Genomic DNA, 19,637 nt, shown 5'->3' with positions numbered 1-19,637 from the left:
CGGATCAGTCCTTCAGAACTTGTGCGACGCCATCGGGGATCGAAAGTCCCACTTCGGCTCCGACATCCGGCGGCCTCGTGCCGTCGCGGCGGTTCTGCTGGCGCACGATCACCGGGCTGCCATCCGCCAGCCGCAGATGCACATGGCTGTCGGTGCCGAAATAGACGACCGTCTCGACCGTCGCGCAAAGGGCGGCGTCCTTGTCAGCGGCGATCTGCAGGTGCTCTGGGCGCACGACAATGGTCACGTCGCCGGTGGTCGGCAGGCCTTCGGCCATAGCCGCCGCGACATCGGCTCCGGACTTCAACCGGACGCGCGCCACCTTACCTTTCGCCTCGACAATCGCGCCTTCGAGAAAGTTAGTTTCGCCGATGAAGCCGGCGACGAATCGGTCCGCGGGATGTTCGTAGATGTCGCGGGCGGATCCGACCTGCAGCACCCGCCCCTTGCTCATCACCGCGATCCGGTCCGACATGGTGAGCGCCTCTTCCTGGTCGTGCGTCACGAAGACGAAGGTGATGCCGGTTTCCGCTTGAAGCCGCTTCAGTTCGATCTGCATCGATTGGCGCAGCTTGAGGTCGAGCGCGGATAGCGGCTCGTCGAGCAGGAGCACCTTCGGTCGCGGAGCCAGTGCGCGTGCCAGCGCGACGCGCTGCTGCTGCCCGCCCGAAAGCTTGGTCACCGGACGATCGCCGGCGCCCTCCAGCCGTACCAATCGCAACATCTCTTCGACAATGGGAGCGATCTCAGCGCGGGATCGGCCCAGCATCTTCAGGCCGAAGCCGATGTTTTCGGCAACGGTCATGTGTGGGAAAAGCGCGTAGTTCTGAAACACCGTGTTGATCGGCCGCTCGTTCGGCAGCAGGCCCGCGATCGAGCGCTTGTCGAGCAGGATTTCGCCGCTCGTTGGTGTCTCGAAGCCCGCCATCATCCTGAGCAAAGTGGTCTTGCCGCATCCGGACGGCCCGAGCAGCGTGAAGAATTCGTTCGGCTCGATGTTCAGCGTCACGTGATCGACCGCCTGGAAGTGGCCGAATTCTTTCTTCACGTTCAGCATAGAGATCGCTCCGCCGGCGATCGCCGCGGTTCGCAATTGTTCCATAGGTTCCCCTACTCAAGGTCAATCGGGCGTAGTTTCGACGGCTTTTCGTCGTCGGACCGCGCATCCGTTGGCGTTGACAGACAGTCGTATTCAGATACGATCTTCAATAATTTGATCATAAGAGTCCATAATGTGATCAAATTGTAAAGAGGCAAACTTGCGCATTATCTAATTTCGCTTCAGAGCCAGCAGGGGCAAGCCGGCCTTTTGGCAGCGTGAGGTCTTTGCCGTGGAAAACGCGGGGGGTTGGATACAGTGAAATACGCAGACACAATCAGGCTGGTCTCGGACGAGAAGCGCCCGTCCGAAACGGTGAAGCAATGGGTTTATCGCGGCCTGCGTCAGGCCATCATCACCGGCCGCTTCCCGCCCGGGCAGCCGATCACCATCCAGGGTATCGCCGAACGGCTCGAAGTCAGCGCCATGCCGGTGCGCGAGGCGCTTCATCGGCTCGTCGCCGACGGCGCGCTTGAAAATCTCGACAACCGCCGCGTACGCGTCCCGGATATCGACCCGGACAAGTTCGACGAGATCATAACTGCCCGCATCGCGCTCGAGACGATCGCCGCCGAACGCGCAATGCCGTTCATCGACTACCTGCGGCTCGCACGCCTGCAGCAACTCGATGCGGAAATCGACGCGGCTTACGGCGCCGGGAATATCGAATCCGGCATCGAGAGGAATTTCGCCTTCCATCGCTGTCTTTATGAAGTTCGCGCCTCAGCAGTCCTGCTACCGCTCATCGAGTCGGTGTGGCTGCGCCTCGGTCCCTTCATGCGCGAGGCTACTGAAAACTTGGACGAGAGCTACCGCGTTGACCGTCATGGGGAGGCGATGGACGCGATCCGTCAGCAGGATGCCACTGCGCTGAAGGCGGCCATCACCGCCGATATTCAGGAAGGAGCCGGCCATCTGGGGCACAAACGGCTTCTCGATGTCGAGCTTTCTTCATCAACCTTCTCGCTTTGAAACGGTGTGACAGAACCATGATCGATCCTTTAAACATCGCAATCTCCGTTTAGCTTCCACCGTCGACGTCAGCGCTATCGGCACCTGCGTCTCGACGATGCGGAAGGCGCGCTTAATGATGGGGGCGCGGCAGGTTGCGGGGGCCTGATTACGCAGAGACTTGCACTTTCGCGCTGCAAGCGAAACCGTTGCTCCGCCATTCGCTGACCCGCGGAGGCCGAGCAGATCCGTGGGTGGCCAAGCGGGCTGGTGTAGAGCGACAATCTGGCTGAGATCACGTCTCATCTTGTCGAGCTGCAGGCTGGACGGGAAAGTGCCACTCGGACTGCGTCACAATCGCAATTCGACACCGCACTTGGCGCGCGCATCGATGAGGTCTCGACGGCAGACTTGCCCCAAATGGCGCTGCTGATTTCTCCGGCCTTTATTGATCGCGCATAAAGCCCTGCATCTCCTCGGGCGTCACCTTTCCGTCTTTGTTTGCATCGATCTGGGCGAAGATCCGCTTATGGATCGCGGTGACTTCTTCGACCGAGAGCGCACCGTCGCCATCGACATCGGCAATGGCAAACATGATTTTCATCATATGGCCGTGCATCATGCCTTGTCGCATGCCACCCCTCATGCCGTATTGCCGCCCCCCCATCATCGCACCCGGCATCATCTCGGAGTAACCAGTTTGTTCATCCTGTTTTTCGACCGGGGCCTGCTGAGCGAAGGACAGCGTCGGGTTGCTGGATAAGAACGTGGCGGTAATCGCAACATATGCGAGTTTTGCCGTGGTCATGTGGGTTCTCCCTTCAAAGGCAGGAAATCGGCGGCACCAGACGTGGATTTGCTTCGCGAGTCGGCACATTCCTGCAATCGTGCAAGCACGCATCAATTTACCTCGAGAACCGGACGGGTTCCTTGCGCTGCATCAACTGAACCCAATACTCAATCAGGATGGACATCATCACCGTGAAGCTTTGCGCTGTCTAAGGAGGGCGGACCTCACCATTGATGCGGGGCCATCCATCGGCAACGGATCTCTGCAGCTCCTCACGTGGCAACGTCGAATTGGCTGCTCGCTCGCCGTTCCACCCACCATATCAATGTGCGCGTTCGAGCTTAGGGAACGAGAACGGCTGCCCCGTTCAACCTGCCACGGCGAAGATCCTCGAGGGCTTCATTCGCTCTCTCAAGCGGGTAGATAACCGTGTGTGTCTTCACTTGAGCTTTCTCAGCGATGGGAAAGAACTCGCGGGCATCGGCGCGCGTCAGGTTTGCGACTGAAACGACTTCGCGCTCTCCCCACAGGATCGAATAGGGCATCTGAGGAATATCGCTCATGTGTATGCCACCACATACGACCCGTCCGCCTTTGCGCACCGCCCGCAGCGCCGTCGGCACCAGTTCGCCCGCCGGCGCAAAGATTATGGCGGCGTCAAGCAAATCGTCCGGCGCCTCGTCCGATCCACCCGCCCAGCTTGCACCAAGACTGATGGCGAAGCGCTGGGCCTGAACGTCGCCAGACCGGGTGAAAGCAAAGATTTCGCGCCCCTGCCATACTGAGATCTGGGCAACGATGTGGGCAGCGGCGCCGAAGCCAAAGAGACCGATGCGCCTTGCCTTACCTGCCTTTTTCAGAGCCCGCCAGCCAATCAGGCCAGCACAAAGAAGCGGCGAAACAGCCACTGGGTCTGCTGCGGGCTCCAGCTTGAAGGAAAAGCGTTGGTCGGCAATGACGTGAGTGGCAAATCCACCATCGCGTGTAAAGCCCGTGAAGAGCGGCTTATCGCAAAGGTTCTCCCGTCCGGAACGGCAATAGGGGCAATGGCCACAAGTGGAGCCCAGCCAAGGCACGCCAACGCGGCTTCCAACAAGAGACGGATCGACATCACCGCCAACCGCTTCAACGACCCCGACGATTTCGTGGCCCGGCACCAGCGGAAGTTTCGGATGATCGAGTTCTCCGTCTACCACGTGCAAGTCGGTGCGACAGACGGCGCAGGCCTCCACGCGAATTCGGATTTCGCCAGGGCCTGGCGGCGCATCGACAAGGGTTTTCAGGACCAATGGCGTCCCAGGTTTTTCGAGCACCATCGCCTTCATCACATACCTCAACTGCCACGATATGGCGAAAGAGACCTAAGCCGCGCTCCAGGACAATTTCGCTCCGCTCTGGGTCAGTCGTCCGGGGCGGAAAGCCTGAGCGGGCTCGTCAATGTGATGATCTGGCGGTGTTGATCTGAATCCACGATCTCCAGACCACGAAGCCCGTCGACCCCTTCGAGAATTGCTATGCTGGCCGGCTTGTGAATGAGATGATCAAGCCCTTCCATAGCAATCTCAAGAAGCTCTCCCTTGGGATCGAAGGTGATGCCGACCAATGGGACCGACTTCGCCTGGATCTGGTCACCCAGTCGAAGGCCGGTTATCTCGACCTGCGCCCGCTTGCCTCGAAGGGCCTTTGCCATGCGGTCGAAAAAGAAATGCCACTCGGACCGAGCTAGAATGCGACTGGTCATATTCATCACTCCTGTTGATCAGCGGGCAGAGGACGCGCAAGCCAGCGTCTCCCGATTTTCATATAGCGCCGCTTCACCGCCCCCCAGGCTATTCGATGCGAAGCCTCCTCCTGACGCGGGTCATTGGCGTGAGAGACAAACGCATGATTGAATGCCTTGCGATATATGTCTTGCGCATGCCCGGGCAAGATTCGCCTGAGGGATGCCGGCAGGTCGTCGTTGGAAACATAGGGCATCGGTTTCACTCAACGTTTGCTCCGGGGACCGAAAGTGTCCGTCCACCTTACGTCCGCACGTCCATAAGCGCATGGGCGTGCTGACGATTAGCCATCGAAGATAGGCTACTTCTGGACAGTCGGCTTTGTCGGCGATCAATGACGGAGTTAACCCGCCCCGGCAGGCAACAACCCTCAACGCAAGCGGCCCAAGACATCCCCGCGCCTGTCGAGTTCATCTCCCGGTGCCACGCCGTCGCCGCCCAGGCAGCAATGCCAAACCGAAACGCATGTTCCATTGGCCCAAACAAGTCCCCCCCCCGGCCATCAATGGTGGCGTTGAGCGCAATCGCGAGAACAGACTTCGCTCACCGCAGCGAGCCAGGAGGTGCGCAATCGGCCTCGTTGGCAATTCGAATCTCGTTTCTCACGCATCCGAGACCGCACACCGCTTCCGCCGCAACACGAGCAGCCAGGCGCTTGACACCGCTTTCGACACTGCCGCACAGGGCAACAACGCCGCCCTCCACCCTCACCTCAATAGCGCCTTGCTCGATACCAAGATCGGACGACAAGCGCGCCAGCACTGCACGCTTCATGGCTTCATCGCTGGTGGCAGGCCTGTCGGGCCTGGCCGCAACGATCGCCTCGAGAATGTCGCGACGGCTAACGATCCCAACCAGACGGCCCTGATGAACAACCGGTATGCGCTTGATGGAACGGGTCTCCATCAGGGCGGCAATATGGGCCACCGACGCATCCGCATCCACTGTCACTGCACCTGATGTCATCGCGTCTCCGACACGCCAACCGTGACCTTTGCTGTAAGGATAGGGATACGGTTGTGGAGCGCTCCCACTGGACCCCATTAATGCAGCCGAACCCAGTTCCGAGCGGTGCAGCAAGTCCCCCTCGGTCAGCATACCGACAAGGTTCCCACCCTCGTCGCACACCGGCAAGCCACCAATCCGGTTGGCGAGCATCATTCTCGCGGCATGCCGGACATTATCGTCAGGCCTGACGGTTATGACCTTTCTGGTCATGATGTCTGCGGCGCGCATCAGCGACCCCGAGCAAGACTGGAACGCTCGAAACATATCTCAACTGTCAACATGTGAGATTGACGCCGGTCAATAAAGGACCCCAAAGAGTTCCAATCGCGACCAAATGGAAAAGCATTGATCGGCGTCAACGACACGGATGCCGGGGCTCGATAGCGTGCGCGTTGGTTTCGCCGGCGTTTCGGCGCTTGAGCAGTTGCCAAAAGATAAGGCCAATTCAATCAATATCAACTCCGGGTGGAGCGAAGGGCATGCAAAGAACACTTGGACATCAATCGAGCGCAGCCTTCTGGCCCGTTCCATCTTCGAGAGTTTCCCCGATGGAAGCAGCGGGCATGCTGTGGTCGTTCGGGCGTATACAAGCCGCCACGATAGAGGCGACTCTTCGCTATCAGATCGAGGCGTTGAAGTTCCTGGAGAGCCGCCTCGAGAGCGATCTGCACTTTCTCGAAGATTGCCAATCGCCAGATCACGCGGGCGATCTGTTCGACGTCTGGTGCAGCTTCTGGCAAGACGCCGTCCTTGGCTATTTCAGAGAAGGCACGCGGATCACGGAAATTGGCTCGGCCGCCATGCGCAAGGCGGCAAAGCGGCTTCACGAAAACGAGAAGCACCTGGTCGAGAACATGGCCGCGCAAGCGGTAATTTAGATGCGGGCGGGCGGGCCGATGACGAGAAGCTGTGGTTTGAAAGTCGCGGTTGCTCTCCTTCTTCTGCAGAGCGAGCAAACTGTCGCGGCCGATGTCGCCCGCGGTCGTGCCATCGCCGCCAGGTGGTGCAACGAATGTCACGTTGTTGCACCAGGACAGGAACGCGGATCAGACTCTGTTCCGACATTTTCCGAGATCAAGAAAACAGAGCAGCTCGACGAAGCCCGTTTGTCGGCATTCCTGTCGGCGCCACAGCATTCGCGGATGCCCGATCTGTCTCTGACACGCTTCGAAATCGCTGATCTCATCGCCTACATCAAGGCGCAGCAACCGTAGCCGAGCCGGCCACATCGACTGGCGCGAGCCGTCGATGGAGACAATCGAGCGGACGAGTTGCGATCAACAGTGGCGTTGCGACGAAAAATCCGTGGTTCTGTTCATCCTCTCTTTGACGGGAATCAATGCATTCAGCACCAATTTCGAGAGACTTTACGCGATGGAGGAAGCCATAATGATCAAACATATCCTTGTGGCGACCGACGGATCCGATAAAGCCCGACAAGCCGTTGAGATCGCCGCGACTATCGCCAAGAGTTTGGACGCACGCATTACGATCCTTCACGTCATCCTGCACGGTGTGAGAGCCAAGGAAGCAACCCGGCTCGCCCGCGCCGATCCTCTCCTACGGCGCAGGTCAATCGTCCAGGAGCGGACGGTCGTCTCGGCGAATGACTTGTTCCAGAGTGTGCAAGGCGACCTTGGAGAGGCGGCATCCGTCTTGGGCGCGGTTATCGCGGAGAATGCTGCCGAAGACGCACGGTCCATCGGGGCTGGCGACGTGCACACGCGGGTCGAACCCGGCGATTATGCTGAGACCATTCTCGCCGTGGCAGAGGAGATTGGCGCCGACATGATCGTTGTGGGCAGCCGAGGGCTGGGACGATTAGCGGGCATGGTGCTTGGGAGTGTCTCGCAGAAGATCGTGGAGCATGCCGGCTGCTCTGTCACGGTCGTGCGTTGAACTATCAGAGAAAGCTACGGATCTGTCGCGTTCGGCTTCCGGGCAAACGGCCCCCTTGGCTGGAGAATGGTCAATGACGACATGCCTGCGGAAAATCACTGCCAAGCTTGCGACATCACGCACCCGCAATACCTGCTCGCCTGAAGCATTCCATGGACCCAGGCAGCGTCATTTTCGCTGTCCGAACGGTCTGATCACTACGCTGCTGGTGATCACGGTCTATTTCCCGGTTCAGTCTTTCGCACAAGCGTCAGTTAGTACAGCTTTGCCAGAGGCCGAGTTCGGTGCGCGAAAAGTGTTCCTCATGCTTTTCTTGATGCTCGGCCCGATCAAGATCTTGGTGCCGTTTGTGACGATAACAGACAACTGGGAGACCCACTTACGGCGTCGGCTGGCCCGGAGAGCTATCCTTTTCTCGGCCGGTGCTCTGGCAATCGCCGGATTTCTTGGGCGCACCATGCTTGAAAACTTTGAGATTTCACTGCCCGTTCTAGCCATGACCGGCGGCATCATCTTGTTTCTGGTGGCGCTGCGAACCATCCTGCAGCAGTCCGTCAGCTCGGTCGATCACGCGTCGGCACCCGATCGAGCACCAGACCTGAAGCTTGCCCTTGCACCACTGGCTTTTCCGACGATCGTTACGCCTTACGGGGTAGCCGCGGTAATTGTCTTCGCGACGCTGGCAGGCGGTCGCCAAGCGGAAGGCTTCACCGTGGCCGCTATCGTGTTGTTGATCCTGGCGCTCGATTGGCTCGCGATGCTGTTCGCGGAAACCATTTTAAAATGGATCGGAACCTCGCTTCAGGTCTTGGCGGTAGTGCTCGGGGTCACCCAAGCAGCACTCGGTCTTCAGATCATTCTACATAATCTTAGCATGATGGAATGGTAAGAACTCTAGCGGCATGCGATGCGCAGCCTTCGGCCGGACACTCACGTCTCCGCTGGGCCACCCAGTCCTTGCGTGTCGGCAATGCGTGCCAAAGCAGCGTCCTCCGGCAATAGGTAGGCGCGGTCGATCATTCGGTCGAGTAGATCGCGCTCAACCTGCAACGCCTGTTTCCGGCTCTCGGGCAACACATTTTCGAGATTGTCGATCATGGCGCGAAGCCTCCTTGCGATCTGAAGATTCTCTACTCCGTAGATCCTAATCTCGCGACAGGTGAGTTGTACGAAGTCTTCCCAGTCCGGTGTTGGATACACCACACGAAGCCGTCCGCCCCCATCGCAGAGATACTCATTGCGTAGATCGCGTCCGCCAACGCTGCGCAGTAAGCGATGCAGTTGGTCGACGGCCAGCACTGCAGTCGTCGCGTCGTTGATCGCTTTGGAGAGTGCCTTCGTGGCAATATCGACAATGACCCTGAGAGCGAAAGTTGGATCCTGCTCGATAGTTCGCTCACGCCCAAACGCAACGCTGTTGCAAAGTTCGCTGGCAGGAATTTTCGCGGCACCACCGTATAGCCGGAACAGGGGCTGGCCATATGCCACGAAGTCGCCGACGCGTGCTGCAAGCTCAACTACACCGTCTGCCCGGGTTGCTTGGGCCAGCAGGGACTTCACGTCCACGGCAAGAATGATATCTGATGAACCGGCATGCAAGACGACCTCGTCCGGCTTTCCAAGCGCGTCACGCGTCTGAAGTTGCCCCACAGTCTCCTTCCAGCGCTCAGGATAAACGCTTTCGATGACGGTGAACCCCTGCTCGGCGACACTATGGATGATGCTGACGGGACGTAGCAAACGAGCTGAATAATCAATCAAGTAAAGAAATGCTGCCAGCGAGAGGACGCCAAGGGCCGCCGAGATCCACACTATGGAGGCCGGAGCCGACGCGTTCACGCGACTTATCGCGCCGATGGCGAACAGCAGCGTAAAGATGAACAAGCCCACGGTAAACCGGATGACATTATCTCGCAGCAGCGTGGTCGCGATGATCCGGGGCGTAAGCTGTCCGCTTGCTATTTGTATCGCCACAAGCAGTGAGCCGAACGTGAAGACGAGAAACGAAAGCGCCAGGCTTATGATCGCCTGCATCGCAGCAACCGTGCCATCGGCCCCTAACGGCCAGGGCGGGATCCACCCTATCCATTTCTCCGAAGTAAGAACCGCGCGAAAAAAGGCCTGCTGCACGATGAGCGCAAAAAACGGGATGATCCACAAGGAGGCACGCACGTAGCTCTTGAGCGCATACAACCTGTTCCAACTCATCTCTTGTCACACCCTCCTCGGATCGGACGAGCCTCCTGTCGCACTTCTCGCAGTGTTGGCGAAGAAGCCTCATCAAGCCACGGCTTGACCCGCCGCTTCGGCGATTTGTGCCGCCTTCGCCGACTGCTGGATCTGATGGGCGGCCGCAGCCGCAGATTCGCCACTTCCTTCCACATGGACCGTCGGCACGACGATCTTGATGCCATTTTCATCGAAGGCCTTCTTGATCATCATGAAGGCGCGCCGCTTGATGGCAAACTGCGCGTTGGGCTTGGTCATGAGTTTGTGCCTCAGGACGATCGCAAAATCCCCGAAGCTATCGACGCCCTGCATTCTCAAGGGCTGCAGCGTGTCCGCCGCGAACTCTGGGTCCGCGGCCAATTCCTGGCCGATCTTCTTTATGAGCTCGCGCGCCAATTCGATGTCGGAATCGTAGGTGACGTTGATCGTCATTTTGTCGATCACCCAGTCTCGTCTCATGTTCTCGACGGGTCGAAATGCGGTGCCATTCTGGACGTCTCTGGTCGCAGCGACGAGCTGCCAACTCACAGTTCCGGCGGCCACGCTGCAAATACCGCTAAAAAAGATATTTCTAAATCTACAGCCGGACATTGACGCGGATCAATTTAAGCGAGCAGCGACGCAGGCATAGTAACAACGGCCGAGGCTCGCAATGAACAAGGATGGCGGTCAAATGGTCATCGAATTGTTCTCGAACAGCGTTCACGACAACCCGGCTCAGGGTTGGCGGTTGTCCATCTGGCGCAGTCAGTGAGGCAGATATGGCGGCAGAGATAGAGAGAAAATTTTTGGTCATTGACGATCGCTGGCGACAGCATGCCTCTGAAGGTTCCGTCCTGCAGCAAGCATATCTCGTGGCGACGAAGGGCGAAACCGTACGCATCCGGACGATAGATGGCTGTCGCGCCACGTTGACAGTCAAGATCCGAACCGGTCGCAATCGACGCGAAGAGTACGAATACGAAATTCCCTATACGGACGCGAAGGAAATGTTCGAGCACGCGCGAGGTGTCCTCCAAAAAACACGTTTTGAGGTGGAACATCAGGGTTACGTCTGGGAAGTTGATGTCTATTCCGGCCACCATCGTGGCCTCGTAGTTGCGGAAGTTGAACTCGACGGTGGCAACGATACTCCCCCGTTGCCAGATTGGCTTGGACCTGAGGTTACTGGAAATCCACGTTATTCAAACCGGGTTCTGGCAAAAGGAAAGTTTATTCCAACGAATGCGACGTCGTGCTTTAGGGTACCTAATCGTAGACGCGCTTAAGTGCCGGACTATCTCATCCTTTCCGCTCACTTTCCCCGTCGTCCGACGCCCGACCGAGGCGGTCGCGAAATTTGTGTTGACGCTCATGCAGCCTTTTCAGTTTCGAGGATCTCTTGAACGATTTTGTCAACCCCCTGCTCTGCATTGATCATGCGCCAAGTAAGCCCCTCCCTCTCACCGGAAATCTGCCGTGCCAGGACGCTCAGGTCCGCATCGGAAGGCCCCCCATCTCTATTGGCAACGCGCTTTCGCAAGATGGACGTGCCAGCATCCAACCAGACGGCTTTGCATTGGACTCCCGCGCTCTTGGCGGCACCCTCGATGAGCTGGCGGTTGGCCAACCGGTCGAACACCGCATCCGCGACAACAGATCCCCCGGCCTTCAATAGAGCCAGGCTGCGGCGGGCCATCTCGGAATAGACGGTATCGGATACGCATGAACGATAGGCATCTGCACCGAGGTGTACCTCGGCCGGAACCCCATGCAGCGCCTTCCTGATGCGGTCGCTTTCAATGATGCGAGCGCCAGGAGGGGCGCCGAGCCACGCAGCCAGCGCATCTGCCACGGTCGTCTTGCCGGAGCCGCTGAATCCGCCGATCACGATCAGGCGCGCGGGAACCGCGGCGAGCAGCGAGCGGGCGAGCTGAAAGTAGGATCGCGCCTCGGCGACAAGTTGCTCCGGGCGGCTTCCACCTTCGGCAACCTGGGTGGCAATGACATGGGCCCTGACGGCGGCCCTTATGGCCATGAAGAATGGCAGAAGCACGAAACCGTCCTCGTCATCGGCTTGGTCGAGATACCGGTTCATGACCAGATTGGCGAGTTCAGGGAAACCACGGTGCCAGAGGTCCATCAGCAGAAACGCCAGGTCATAGAGCGTGTCGACAGTGGCAATCTGATCGTTGAACTCGATGCAATCGAACAATCGGGGTTCACCGTCGAGGAGGCAGATGTTGCGCAAGTGCAAATCGCCATGGCATCGCCGAACCTTGCCGGCCGCCTCGCGGGTATCGACGAGACCCTTGAACTGGGCGAGCGTTTGCTCGAAGCGGCGCGTAATCTCTGTAAGTTCGACATCGCCGAAAACCCGGCTCGTCGCAAAGCCGGCGGCATTGATGGCGAGAACCCCCGCAATGTTTGCCGATCCCGAACCCTGATGAATGACGGGGGCCGAGTGGTGGTAGCTCGCAATCATGCGCGCCGCCTTCGTCATCAGTGTCGCATCGAGCCGGCCTTCGACCGCCATGCGATCCAACAGTGCGCCCTGGTCGAAACGGACCATCTCGACGACCGCATCGACAAGCTCACTCTCACCGAAGGCCAGTTGCCCGTCCTTGTCGCGCGCGATCCGCCGGACGCCGAGGTACAGGCCAGGCGCAGTCGCCTTGTTCAGCTCGACCTCCTTTTCGCAGGCTCTCAGCCGTAGCTCCGGCGTCGAAAAGTCCACATAGGGAAGCTTCACCGCGCGCTTCATCTTGAAGGCTCGATTGCCGGCGAGGAATATCTCGGAGATGTGAGTTTGGATATGCTCGACCCTCTCGCATCCATGCGTTTTCCGGTCGCTTAGAAATGTCACTGTAGCAGTCTGGTCTTGGACGAGCATGCATTTGCCTCGCTTGGATTGCGAATCTCGACGCCCCGGTGCCAGCCTCCGGCCTCGAACGAGGCGCAGGACCGGGGCAGAAGTGCTGGCCCGGCAATGATGGAACGCACGCGACAGTATTTCGTTGATGCGGATCAATGGTGTGCCGGTGATTTCGTGGCGTCCGACGGCACTTTCCGTGACGATTCGCCCGTTTGACACGCATCAAAGCGCAAATCCAAATTTGCGATCAGATTCAGTGTGGTTGGCGCCGCAGGGTCAACCCTACGCCGCCGGTCACTGCGCGCGTCCCGATTGCTGGCGTGGCGCTCTGGCATCTGAACGATCTGAAATTGCTAGTTGGAGAAGACAGATGAGTGGAACCTGGAACTTATCCCTCGCGCCGGAGACCGTCTGCTATCTCATCGTCAAGGCACGCGAGTTCGACGTCAAGGATGTCGCCTCGGAGCTCAATCCCGCATCGAACGCCACCGACGACAGCATGATCTCCGTTCTCGAGGATCAGCCCGACGACCCCGTCGAGTCCGAACTGGCGAGCATCATCTCTGACATGAACGAGGACGAGCAGATAGACCTCGTTGCCCTGTGCTGGCTGGGCCGTGGTGACGGCAACGTGGATGACTGGGAGAGTATCCGCGCCGATGCGGCTGAAGCCCACAATGAGCGCACCGCCGCCTACCTCCTCGGCACGCCGCTGCTAGCGGATTACCTGGAGGAGGCGATGTCCCAGTTCGGCGAGTCCTGTCAGGACTATGAGAAAGGTCACCTTTAGCCACTCCAGGCTCGCTCTCACGGGTCAATCTATCGGAATCCCTGATGAAAGTATGGCTTGCGCTTGGGAGCAAGGTCCATGGAAAACAAAATCATTCAACAACCGACTCACGCCCAGGGACAGACGTTTGCTGAAAACCTGGCGATTGCCGAAAAGCTGCGTGACTATGCCGATCTTCTCGACGAACACGGGGACGACCGTTTCCGATCGCGAGCCTATCGCCGTGCTTCCGACGTTGTCGCCGCGCTGGATCGTCCGGTTGCCACCATATTGGCCGACGAGGGACGCGAGGGCCTCGAAGCCCTGCCGGCAATCGGTCAGGCCATTGCCGGCGCCCTCGCTCAAATGGTGGCGGGAGGCCGCTGGCCCCAACTGGAAAGGCTGCGCGGCGAACTCACTCCGGAGGTCCTCTTTCGCACTATTCCCGGAATCGGAAAGCGGCTAGCGGGCCTGCTCGCCGAAGATGGCCGACTTGAGACTTTCGAGGACCTAGAGCAGGCTGTATTTTCCGGCGAACTCGCCGTAAGGGGTATCGGCCCGAGGCGAAAGAAAATGATATCTACAGCGCTGAGGGAGCGCTTGGGCCGGTGGCCGGCAGCGCGCACATGGAAACAACCGAGCCAACCACCAGCCAGGGTCCTTCTGGCGGTCGATCGCATATATCGCGCAAAGGCGGCTTCGGGTGAGCTCCGCACGATTGCCCCCAGACGCTTCAATCCGACGCACGAGGCCTGGCTTCCGATCATGCACATGAGCAAGGGTGAATGGCTTTTCACGGTACTCTTTTCCAATAGCCAACGCGCTCATGAGCTCGGTAAGACACGAGATTGGGTCGTCATCTATCACCAGCGCGATGGTGAACCGGAGGGTCGAAGCGTCGTGATCTCCGAAACGCGTGGCCCAACGGCGGGAAAACGCGTGGTTCGGAGTAACCAGGTCGGGCAAACGCTCGCCTCGCAGGAGGCGATAGCATTCCGTCGATGATCACCCCATGGCCCGTCATTGCGCCTGTCGATCTTGATCGCCGTCAAGGAACCGTAGCCGCTTTCGTACGATGCTAGAAACATGCGGATTTTTGCACTGAACGGAACGAAAGCGCTCGGACGGACCATAGCCGACCATGTTGGGGTCGCATTGGCCGAGCATGAGGAGCGCGACTTCGAAGGCGGCGAGCACAAGGCGCGCCCACTCGTCAGCGTGCGCGGTGAGGACGTCTACCTCATCCACACTCTGAACGGTGCCCCAGATGAATCGGCCAATGACAAGCTTTGCAAACTATTGTTCTTTGCCGCCACGTGCCGAGAAAACGGCGCTTCGCGGGTGACCGTCGTCACTCCCTATCTCGCTTACTCGCGCAAAGATCGACAAACCAAAGCGCGCGACCCGGTGACGACGCGCTATGTGGCGCAACTGTTCGAAGCGGTGGGGGTCAACACAGTGGTGACGCTCGACGTACACAACCTTTCGGCGTTTCAGAACGCCTTTCGTTGCTGTACCGTTCACCTGAACACCCGGCGTCTGTTCAGCGAGACCATTGCCCGCCTGGCCGGAAGCGAGCCGGTCTTGATTTTCTCCCCTGACGCAGGCGGCATCAAGCGGGCACAGCTCTTGAAGGAATCCTACGAGCTCCTATCCGGCAACGAGGCACAACTCGGGATCATGGAAAAGCGCCGCAGCCGCGGAGTCGTTTCCGGCCATCTCTTCGCGGGCGACGTGCAAGATGCCGTCGTCTTCGTCGTGGACGACATGATCGGCACTGGTGGGACCATGCTGCGGGCAGCGGAAGCTTGTCGGGAGCGGGGGGCAAAGACGGTATACGTGCTCGCCGCGCATGGTTTATTTGACCGAGGTGTAGAAGCGGTTCTTGCCCATCCTGCGATCGATCGCACGATCGTGACAGACTCCGCTTCCCCCTTCCATGTGTCGGAAGACATCCTGCGCTCCTGCGTCGAAATCATTCCAAGCGCACCGCTTTTTGGCGAAGCCATTCGCCGGCTGCATTCGGGCGGCTCCATTGCCGCACTTTCAGGCGATGATGATTGACATATGTTTTCTGGCCGCCGCCAAGTAGGCGAGTGCCAGTGGTCGCCATTTCTCCGCTTGGCGCACCGGGTGTTCGAGGAGGTGAACAAGGCAAAGTCGTGCCCGAAGCAGGGCACGAAATCCGCTGTATAGAGCCAACAAACGATCGTCCGGACGATCACCAAGCATCCTGTCCAAAGTTGAAAGAAGCAGCGGCCCAATCCAGCCTGCCCCGAGAACCTCGCATTCGAGTGCCAGATAGTTCATCTCGTCGTAGGGATCGATGATCCGCATCGAACGGTTGAATTCGAGGCAATCGATGATTTGCGGGGGGCTGATCAGGCATATGTGCTCCGGACGCAAGTCACCATGGCCTTCCACGATCTTTCCTCTCTTGATCCGCGCCTCGATCGTACCACGCATGTCGCGCAACCCTCGGCCGATCCCATCGAGCAGCATAGCGGCGCCTGACGCCGCCAGATCGAATTCGGGGTGCAGCAACGTGACTCGATTGACCTCATGCTCTTGCAATAGATGATGTATGTAAACCGGTCCGTCGGAAGGCTCGGACGGGCGGGCGAGATAGAAGTGCGCAAGGCGCTCTGCGATATCGACAAGGTCCGCAGGCGCGACCCGGTTAGCTTTGATGCGCGCGTCCAGCATGTCGTCTGCAGGAAGTCTTCGCATCTCGACGAGCCAGTCGACGACGCGCGCCGAAGGTTCAAAGGTCAACGCCCCCTTGTCGTCGCAGTAGAGTGGCTTGACGGCGCGGTACGTCTCTCGCGCCAGTTGGCGGTTGAGGCGAACCTCTTCGCCGCAGAAGAACTGGCGTGCTTCGACCGTGCTGAAATCCAGGTAGGACCGTTTGACCGGCTTCTTCAGTTTCAGCGCCCAGTCGTCGGCGACGAAGACCCAGGACATGTGGGTTTCCTTCGCCTCAATCCTGGCTGGTGGCTCGGGGTATGATGCCGGATCGCTGAGAAAGCGAAGTTTTGCGTCAAGCGCCGCCATCGATCCCCCTCTTTGCCGCCTTTCCGATAAGGATCCAGGCCAGGGCACATGCCTTGCGGATCAGGATGACATCAACCGATTGAGAGGCCCCGCACCAAGCAGTGTGCGAGTAACCCCTCCCAGGAGCCATTCGCGAAGTCTGGTATGGCCATATGCCCCCGATACGACCAGATCCGCCCCGAATTGCTTGGCGATGCCGATCAGCGTCTCGCCGTCTCCGGGCTCTAGGCGCTTGAAGATCTCTCCGCGCGCCCTTGCCCCATGGCTGATCAGGTGGCGAACAACGTCACTGGCCGATTCCATCGCGTGCTGCCTATCGTGCTCCTCGACCGTGGCGATGAGGACTTCACGCGCATGAACAAGGAATGGCATCGCATCCGCAACCGCTCGTCTCGCCTCCCGCGTATCCTTCCAGGCAACGACGATCTTGTGCGCCACAAGCGGCTCGAGATCGTCCCTCGGGATGAGGATAGGTCGGCCGGCCGAATGAATCAGCTCACCGAGATCAAGATGCTCACCACCGTCCTGTGGTGTGCTCACAATGATGAGGTCCGCCATCCGTGCTGCCGCGGCAAGCTCCTTCGTCGGATCGCCTACGGTTGTTCGTAGGGTGCCGGTGCCTCCCCCTTCCGCTTCAAATTCGCTTCTGAGCAAGTCAAGGCGGCGCTCGATGTCGACCGTTTCGAGGCGCATGAACTCGTCATCCATGAAGACCCCTGGAGGCGGCGCCGTAATGGTGCGAATGTCGCCGGCGGCGAATCCGACGAGAGTTGCCTCGAAGCGCGATGCGACGTCACGCGCAAATTTCAGCTGCCGCGCGACACTTTCGTGCATACTCAGGTTTACCAGTATCGTATTGTAAATCATCGCAACGAACCCCGTTCTGGTGTTCCGGTTGGTCCATCAAAGCACCAATCGACCGGCGTTACCTTGACCGCCGTCAAAGGACCAGAGTTGCGCGACCGAGGATGTCTTTGACGCCCATCAAGGTTGCATGTCCCCGTGTGTGCTAGAGATTGCCAATCGGAGGATTGGAGCGATGGCGCACAAGCAAGTCCTTTTCCACTCAGCCGCGCGCGAGAAGATCCTGAGGGGAACGGCCCAGCTTGCCGATGCGGTCCGGGTCACACTTGGACCTCGGTCGAAGGCCGTATTGATAGAGAGAAAATGGGGGTCGCCGATCGTCTGTAACGACGGCGTGACGATCGCCAAGGAATTCGATCTGAAGGATCCCGAGGAAAATCTCGGCGCGCGGATGCTACGACAGGCGGCGGAAAAGACCGGCGAAATCGTCGGCGACGGAACGACTACATCTACCATTCTTGCCCATGCGATCTTCGCCGACGGGCTGCGCAACGTCGTAGCCGGCGCGAGCGCGATCGATATCAAGCGAGGTCTGGATCGCGCGCTCAAGCGCGCCGTCGCGGAACTAAGAAAGAATTCGCGCCCAGTCTCTTCGAAGCGTGAAAAAGAGCAGGTGGCAACCATCTCGGCGCACAACGACACGCACATCGGCACACTCATTGGAGAAGCGATGGAGAAAGTCGGCGACGAAGGGGTCATTAGCGTCGAGGAATCGAAATCAACGGAGACGGTCCTCGATGTACTCGAAGGCATGCAGTTTGATCGCGGCTACCTTTCGCCCTACTTCGTCACCGACATGGAGCGGATGGAAGTGGCGCTCGAGAGCCCTGTCATTCTGCTTTTCGACCGCAAGATCACATCCCTTAAGGACTGCGTCGGCCTGCTCGAGGCCGTCGCCAAATCTGGCACGCCGTTGCTGATCATCGCTGAAGACGTTGAAACGGAAGCGCTTGCCACTCTGATCGTTAACCAGATGCGCGGAACGCTTCGAAACTGCGCGGTAAAGACGCCCGGCTTCGGCGACCGAAGAAAGGCGCTGCTTCAGGACATAGCCATACTCACAGGCGGTCAGCTGATTTCCGAAGAATTGGGCATCAAGCTGGAAGCGGTGACACCCGAACAACTTGGCCGTGCCGAACGAGTGATCATCACCAAGGATACGACGACGATCATCGGCGGCGCGGGAGATAAGAAGTCGATTGCCGGCCGCGCCGACCAGATAAGGCGGGAAATCTCCACGACGACGAGCGACTACGACCGAGAGAAACTTGAGGAGCGACTGGCAAAGCTCTCAGGCGGAGTTGCTGTCATCAAGGTGGGCGCGGCCACGGAGGCGGAACTCAAGTCGAAGAAGGAGGCGCTCGATGATGCGATCAGCGCGACTAAAGCGGCCGTTGCCGAAGGTATTCTACCAGGAGGCGGACTCGCTCTCCTGAGATGCATGGCTGCGGTCGCCGATGAGGAAGTGGCGTGCGAAGGCGACGAGCGCACGGGGGTGCAGATCCTTAAACGCGCGCTCGAGCTTCCGGCGCGCCAGATCGCGGAAAACTCCTCCACTGATGGCGGCGTTGTAGTGGCGAAGATGATGGAGGGGGAAGGCAACTACGGCTTCGACGCCGGACGGAAGGAATATGTCGATCTGATGTCTGCCGGGATTATTGATCCCACCAAGGTCGTCCGCGTAGCGCTTGAAAATGCCGTCTCGGTCGCCAGTGTCCTGCTGCTGACCGAAGCCACCATGACGGAAATTCCGGAGCCGACGAGGGACGCCCTCGTCGATACCACGATGCAATCATAGCCTCCCAACACATCGGAGCACCATGATGACGGCACTGAACGAACGCGAAAAGGCCCTTGAAGAGAAGTACTTTCTCGATTTCGAAAGGGCAATTAGGGTTCGAGATCGGCGTAATCGCATTCTGGCGAAATGGGCGGCCCAAGTTATCGGACGCGCAGACACGTCGGCCTATGTGGAAGAGGTGATCACGGCCGGTCAAACAGAGCCGGGAGACGATGATGTCTTGCTGAAGGTTCTCGGTGACCTCCGTGCAGCTAACGTGGCGGCCGATAAGGGAATGCTGCAGGAGAAAATGCGCGCGCTCCTGTTTGTGGCAGCCGAACAGCTCGAGGCCGAGGAATGAAGCTGGCTTGCCTCAATCTCTACCTTGTCTCGTGCGTCGCTCCGCGGCGGCGATCGTCCGTTTTACCGCGACGAAACTGTTGGGCGTGACGGAATCGATGCCGCAATCGACGAAATACCGGAGCGCTGGCCACTTTTCAATAACGACATGATTGGCAATGCCTCGCGTCGCGCTGCGTCAAAGCAGCGACACACGACC

General features: G+C 59.0%; 21 protein-coding genes and 1 pseudogene. 11 read left to right on the top strand and 11 right to left on the bottom strand.

The genetic code is table 11. From position 1 onward, the window contains the following. Positions 1 to 4: 4 nt before the first annotated feature. Positions 5 to 1,102, bottom strand: coding sequence for an ABC transporter ATP-binding protein (locus BHMPCIPO_RS00725; RefSeq protein WP_173514984.1), 1,098 nt, complete (start codon positions 1,100 to 1,102; stop codon positions 5 to 7). Between the two features lie 255 nt (positions 1,103 to 1,357). Between BHMPCIPO_RS00725 and BHMPCIPO_RS00720 the strand changes: the two genes are divergently transcribed. After that, entirely contained in the window at positions 1,358 to 2,071 is a 714-nt protein-coding gene (locus BHMPCIPO_RS00720; RefSeq protein ID WP_247959893.1) for a GntR family transcriptional regulator, read from the top strand. A 424-nt stretch (positions 2,072 to 2,495) separates the two neighbouring features. Here the strand turns inward: BHMPCIPO_RS00720 and BHMPCIPO_RS00715 are convergent, their stop codons facing one another. The 5 genes from BHMPCIPO_RS00715 to BHMPCIPO_RS00695 form a co-directional block, all read right to left on the bottom strand. Further along, positions 2,496 to 2,858: an EF-hand domain-containing protein gene (locus BHMPCIPO_RS00715; RefSeq protein WP_173514983.1), complete on the bottom strand. Its 363-nt coding sequence runs from the start codon at positions 2,856 to 2,858 to the stop codon at positions 2,496 to 2,498. 323 nt (positions 2,859 to 3,181) lie between these two features. Further along, positions 3,182 to 4,165, bottom strand: a complete 984-nt coding sequence (locus BHMPCIPO_RS00710; protein ID WP_173514982.1) for a zinc-dependent alcohol dehydrogenase family protein — start codon at positions 4,163 to 4,165, stop codon at positions 3,182 to 3,184. Between the two features lie 74 nt (positions 4,166 to 4,239). After that, positions 4,240 to 4,581 carry a DUF5335 family protein gene (locus BHMPCIPO_RS00705; RefSeq protein WP_173514981.1) on the bottom strand — a complete coding sequence of 114 codons (342 nt, stop codon included), beginning with the start codon at positions 4,579 to 4,581 and terminating at the stop codon, positions 4,240 to 4,242. Positions 4,582 to 4,586: 5 nt separating this feature from the next. Further along, the gene (locus BHMPCIPO_RS00700) at positions 4,587 to 4,817 is read right to left on the bottom strand and encodes a ChaB family protein (protein ID WP_173518043.1); all 231 of its coding nucleotides are present in this window, start codon (positions 4,815 to 4,817) and stop codon (positions 4,587 to 4,589) included. A 347-nt stretch (positions 4,818 to 5,164) separates the two neighbouring features. Next, positions 5,165 to 5,857 (bottom strand): CBS domain-containing protein, encoded by a 693-nt coding sequence (locus BHMPCIPO_RS00695; RefSeq protein WP_173514980.1) that lies wholly within the window; start codon positions 5,855 to 5,857, stop codon positions 5,165 to 5,167. 320 nt (positions 5,858 to 6,177) lie between these two features. On the opposite strand from BHMPCIPO_RS00695, the gene BHMPCIPO_RS00690 reads away from it, so the two are divergent. The 4 genes from BHMPCIPO_RS00690 to BHMPCIPO_RS00675 all read left to right on the top strand — a co-directional run bounded on the left by BHMPCIPO_RS00690 (position 6,178) and on the right by BHMPCIPO_RS00675 (position 8,417). After that, positions 6,178 to 6,507, top strand: a complete 330-nt coding sequence (locus BHMPCIPO_RS00690) for a hypothetical protein (RefSeq protein ID WP_173514979.1) — start codon at positions 6,178 to 6,180, stop codon at positions 6,505 to 6,507. Between the two features lie 36 nt (positions 6,508 to 6,543). Further along, positions 6,544 to 6,843, top strand: a complete 300-nt coding sequence (locus BHMPCIPO_RS00685; RefSeq protein WP_246304230.1) for a c-type cytochrome — start codon at positions 6,544 to 6,546, stop codon at positions 6,841 to 6,843. A 34-nt stretch (positions 6,844 to 6,877) separates the two neighbouring features. Further along, entirely contained in the window at positions 6,878 to 7,528 is a 651-nt protein-coding gene (locus BHMPCIPO_RS00680) for a universal stress protein (RefSeq protein ID WP_246304229.1), read from the top strand. Between the two features lie 73 nt (positions 7,529 to 7,601). Beyond that, positions 7,602 to 8,417: a MarC family protein gene (locus BHMPCIPO_RS00675; protein WP_173514978.1), complete on the top strand. Its 816-nt coding sequence runs from the start codon at positions 7,602 to 7,604 to the stop codon at positions 8,415 to 8,417. A gap of 41 nt (positions 8,418 to 8,458) precedes the next feature. Here BHMPCIPO_RS00675 and BHMPCIPO_RS00670 read toward each other — a convergent pair whose 3' ends face one another. Then, the gene (locus BHMPCIPO_RS00670) at positions 8,459 to 9,736 is read right to left on the bottom strand and encodes a DUF2254 domain-containing protein (RefSeq protein ID WP_173514977.1); all 1,278 of its coding nucleotides are present in this window, start codon (positions 9,734 to 9,736) and stop codon (positions 8,459 to 8,461) included. A gap of 72 nt (positions 9,737 to 9,808) precedes the next feature. After that, positions 9,809 to 10,225, bottom strand: a pseudogene (locus tag BHMPCIPO_RS00665) (mechanosensitive ion channel family protein); the annotation flags it as partial. 293 nt (positions 10,226 to 10,518) lie between these two features. Between BHMPCIPO_RS00665 and BHMPCIPO_RS00660 the strand changes: the two are divergent. Further along, positions 10,519 to 11,025, top strand: coding sequence for a CYTH domain-containing protein (locus BHMPCIPO_RS00660; protein WP_173514976.1), 507 nt, complete (start codon positions 10,519 to 10,521; stop codon positions 11,023 to 11,025). An 83-nt stretch (positions 11,026 to 11,108) separates the two neighbouring features. Here the strand turns inward: BHMPCIPO_RS00660 and BHMPCIPO_RS00655 are convergent, their stop codons facing one another. Continuing rightward, the gene (locus BHMPCIPO_RS00655) at positions 11,109 to 12,629 is read right to left on the bottom strand and encodes a bifunctional aminoglycoside phosphotransferase/ATP-binding protein (RefSeq protein ID WP_173518040.1); all 1,521 of its coding nucleotides are present in this window, start codon (positions 12,627 to 12,629) and stop codon (positions 11,109 to 11,111) included. 352 nt (positions 12,630 to 12,981) lie between these two features. Here BHMPCIPO_RS00655 and BHMPCIPO_RS00650 point away from each other — a divergent pair, with 352 nt between their 5' ends. The 3 genes from BHMPCIPO_RS00650 to BHMPCIPO_RS00640 all read left to right on the top strand — a co-directional run bounded on the left by BHMPCIPO_RS00650 (position 12,982) and on the right by BHMPCIPO_RS00640 (position 15,444). After that, on the top strand, positions 12,982 to 13,401 hold the full coding sequence (locus tag BHMPCIPO_RS00650) for a DUF3775 domain-containing protein (protein WP_173514975.1): 420 nt from the start codon (positions 12,982 to 12,984) through the stop codon (positions 13,399 to 13,401). Positions 13,402 to 13,479: 78 nt separating this feature from the next. Further along, on the top strand, positions 13,480 to 14,385 hold the full coding sequence (locus tag BHMPCIPO_RS00645; protein ID WP_173514974.1) for a nucleotidyltransferase family protein: 906 nt from the start codon (positions 13,480 to 13,482) through the stop codon (positions 14,383 to 14,385). An 81-nt stretch (positions 14,386 to 14,466) separates the two neighbouring features. Then, positions 14,467 to 15,444 (top strand): ribose-phosphate diphosphokinase, encoded by a 978-nt coding sequence (locus BHMPCIPO_RS00640; protein ID WP_173514973.1) that lies wholly within the window; start codon positions 14,467 to 14,469, stop codon positions 15,442 to 15,444. Here the strand turns inward: BHMPCIPO_RS00640 and BHMPCIPO_RS00635 are convergent. Together BHMPCIPO_RS00635 and BHMPCIPO_RS00630 are read right to left on the bottom strand one after the other, a co-directional pair. Next, positions 15,427 to 16,434 carry a hypothetical protein gene (locus tag BHMPCIPO_RS00635; RefSeq protein WP_246304228.1) on the bottom strand — a complete coding sequence of 336 codons (1,008 nt, stop codon included), beginning with the start codon at positions 16,432 to 16,434 and terminating at the stop codon, positions 15,427 to 15,429. The genes BHMPCIPO_RS00640 and BHMPCIPO_RS00635 overlap by 18 nt on opposite strands. 60 nt (positions 16,435 to 16,494) lie before the next feature. Then, positions 16,495 to 17,301 carry a universal stress protein gene (locus tag BHMPCIPO_RS00630; protein WP_173514972.1) on the bottom strand — a complete coding sequence of 269 codons (807 nt, stop codon included), beginning with the start codon at positions 17,299 to 17,301 and terminating at the stop codon, positions 16,495 to 16,497. 172 nt (positions 17,302 to 17,473) lie between these two features. Between BHMPCIPO_RS00630 and groL the strand changes: the two genes are divergently transcribed. Both groL and BHMPCIPO_RS00620 read left to right on the top strand, forming a co-directional pair. After that, entirely contained in the window at positions 17,474 to 19,096 is a 1,623-nt protein-coding gene (gene groL / locus BHMPCIPO_RS00625; protein WP_173514971.1) for a chaperonin GroEL, read from the top strand. 25 nt (positions 19,097 to 19,121) lie between these two features. Continuing rightward, entirely contained in the window at positions 19,122 to 19,439 is a 318-nt protein-coding gene (locus tag BHMPCIPO_RS00620) for an ATPase inhibitor subunit zeta (protein ID WP_173514970.1), read from the top strand. Positions 19,440 to 19,637 lie beyond the last annotated feature (198 nt).

The organism is Ensifer sesbaniae (assembly GCF_013283665.1).
Classification (GTDB): Bacteria; Pseudomonadota; Alphaproteobacteria; order Rhizobiales; family Rhizobiaceae; genus Ensifer; species Ensifer sesbaniae.
This window is presented reverse-complemented; position numbering and strand designations above follow the sequence as displayed.

Excerpts from the sequence above, each read along its gene's own strand:
- BHMPCIPO_RS00725 (WP_173514984.1), bottom strand. The coding sequence starts at position 1,102 with ATGGAACAATTGCGAACCGCGGCGATCGCCGGCGGAGCGATCTCTATG.
- BHMPCIPO_RS00715 (WP_173514983.1), bottom strand. The coding sequence starts at position 2,858 with ATGACCACGGCAAAACTCGCATATGTTGCGATTACCGCCACGTTCTTA.
- BHMPCIPO_RS00710 (WP_173514982.1), bottom strand. The coding sequence starts at position 4,165 with ATGAAGGCGATGGTGCTCGAAAAACCTGGGACGCCATTGGTCCTGAAA.
- BHMPCIPO_RS00705 (WP_173514981.1), bottom strand. The coding sequence starts at position 4,581 with ATGACCAGTCGCATTCTAGCTCGGTCCGAGTGGCATTTCTTTTTCGAC.
- BHMPCIPO_RS00700 (WP_173518043.1), bottom strand. The coding sequence starts at position 4,817 with ATGCCCTATGTTTCCAACGACGACCTGCCGGCATCCCTCAGGCGAATC.
- BHMPCIPO_RS00695 (WP_173514980.1), bottom strand. The coding sequence starts at position 5,857 with ATGCGCGCCGCAGACATCATGACCAGAAAGGTCATAACCGTCAGGCCT.
- BHMPCIPO_RS00690 (WP_173514979.1), top strand. The coding sequence starts at position 6,178 with ATGGAAGCAGCGGGCATGCTGTGGTCGTTCGGGCGTATACAAGCCGCC.
- BHMPCIPO_RS00680 (WP_246304229.1), top strand. The coding sequence starts at position 6,878 with ATGGAGACAATCGAGCGGACGAGTTGCGATCAACAGTGGCGTTGCGAC.
- BHMPCIPO_RS00675 (WP_173514978.1), top strand. The coding sequence starts at position 7,602 with ATGACGACATGCCTGCGGAAAATCACTGCCAAGCTTGCGACATCACGC.
- BHMPCIPO_RS00670 (WP_173514977.1), bottom strand. The coding sequence starts at position 9,736 with ATGAGTTGGAACAGGTTGTATGCGCTCAAGAGCTACGTGCGTGCCTCC.
- BHMPCIPO_RS00660 (WP_173514976.1), top strand. The coding sequence starts at position 10,519 with ATGGCGGCAGAGATAGAGAGAAAATTTTTGGTCATTGACGATCGCTGG.
- BHMPCIPO_RS00655 (WP_173518040.1), bottom strand. The coding sequence starts at position 12,629 with ATGCTCGTCCAAGACCAGACTGCTACAGTGACATTTCTAAGCGACCGG.
- BHMPCIPO_RS00650 (WP_173514975.1), top strand. The coding sequence starts at position 12,982 with ATGAGTGGAACCTGGAACTTATCCCTCGCGCCGGAGACCGTCTGCTAT.
- BHMPCIPO_RS00645 (WP_173514974.1), top strand. The coding sequence starts at position 13,480 with ATGGAAAACAAAATCATTCAACAACCGACTCACGCCCAGGGACAGACG.
- BHMPCIPO_RS00640 (WP_173514973.1), top strand. The coding sequence starts at position 14,467 with ATGCGGATTTTTGCACTGAACGGAACGAAAGCGCTCGGACGGACCATA.
- BHMPCIPO_RS00635 (WP_246304228.1), bottom strand. The coding sequence starts at position 16,434 with ATGGCGGCGCTTGACGCAAAACTTCGCTTTCTCAGCGATCCGGCATCA.
- BHMPCIPO_RS00630 (WP_173514972.1), bottom strand. The coding sequence starts at position 17,301 with ATGATTTACAATACGATACTGGTAAACCTGAGTATGCACGAAAGTGTC.
- groL (WP_173514971.1), top strand. The coding sequence starts at position 17,474 with ATGGCGCACAAGCAAGTCCTTTTCCACTCAGCCGCGCGCGAGAAGATC.
- BHMPCIPO_RS00620 (WP_173514970.1), top strand. The coding sequence starts at position 19,122 with ATGACGGCACTGAACGAACGCGAAAAGGCCCTTGAAGAGAAGTACTTT.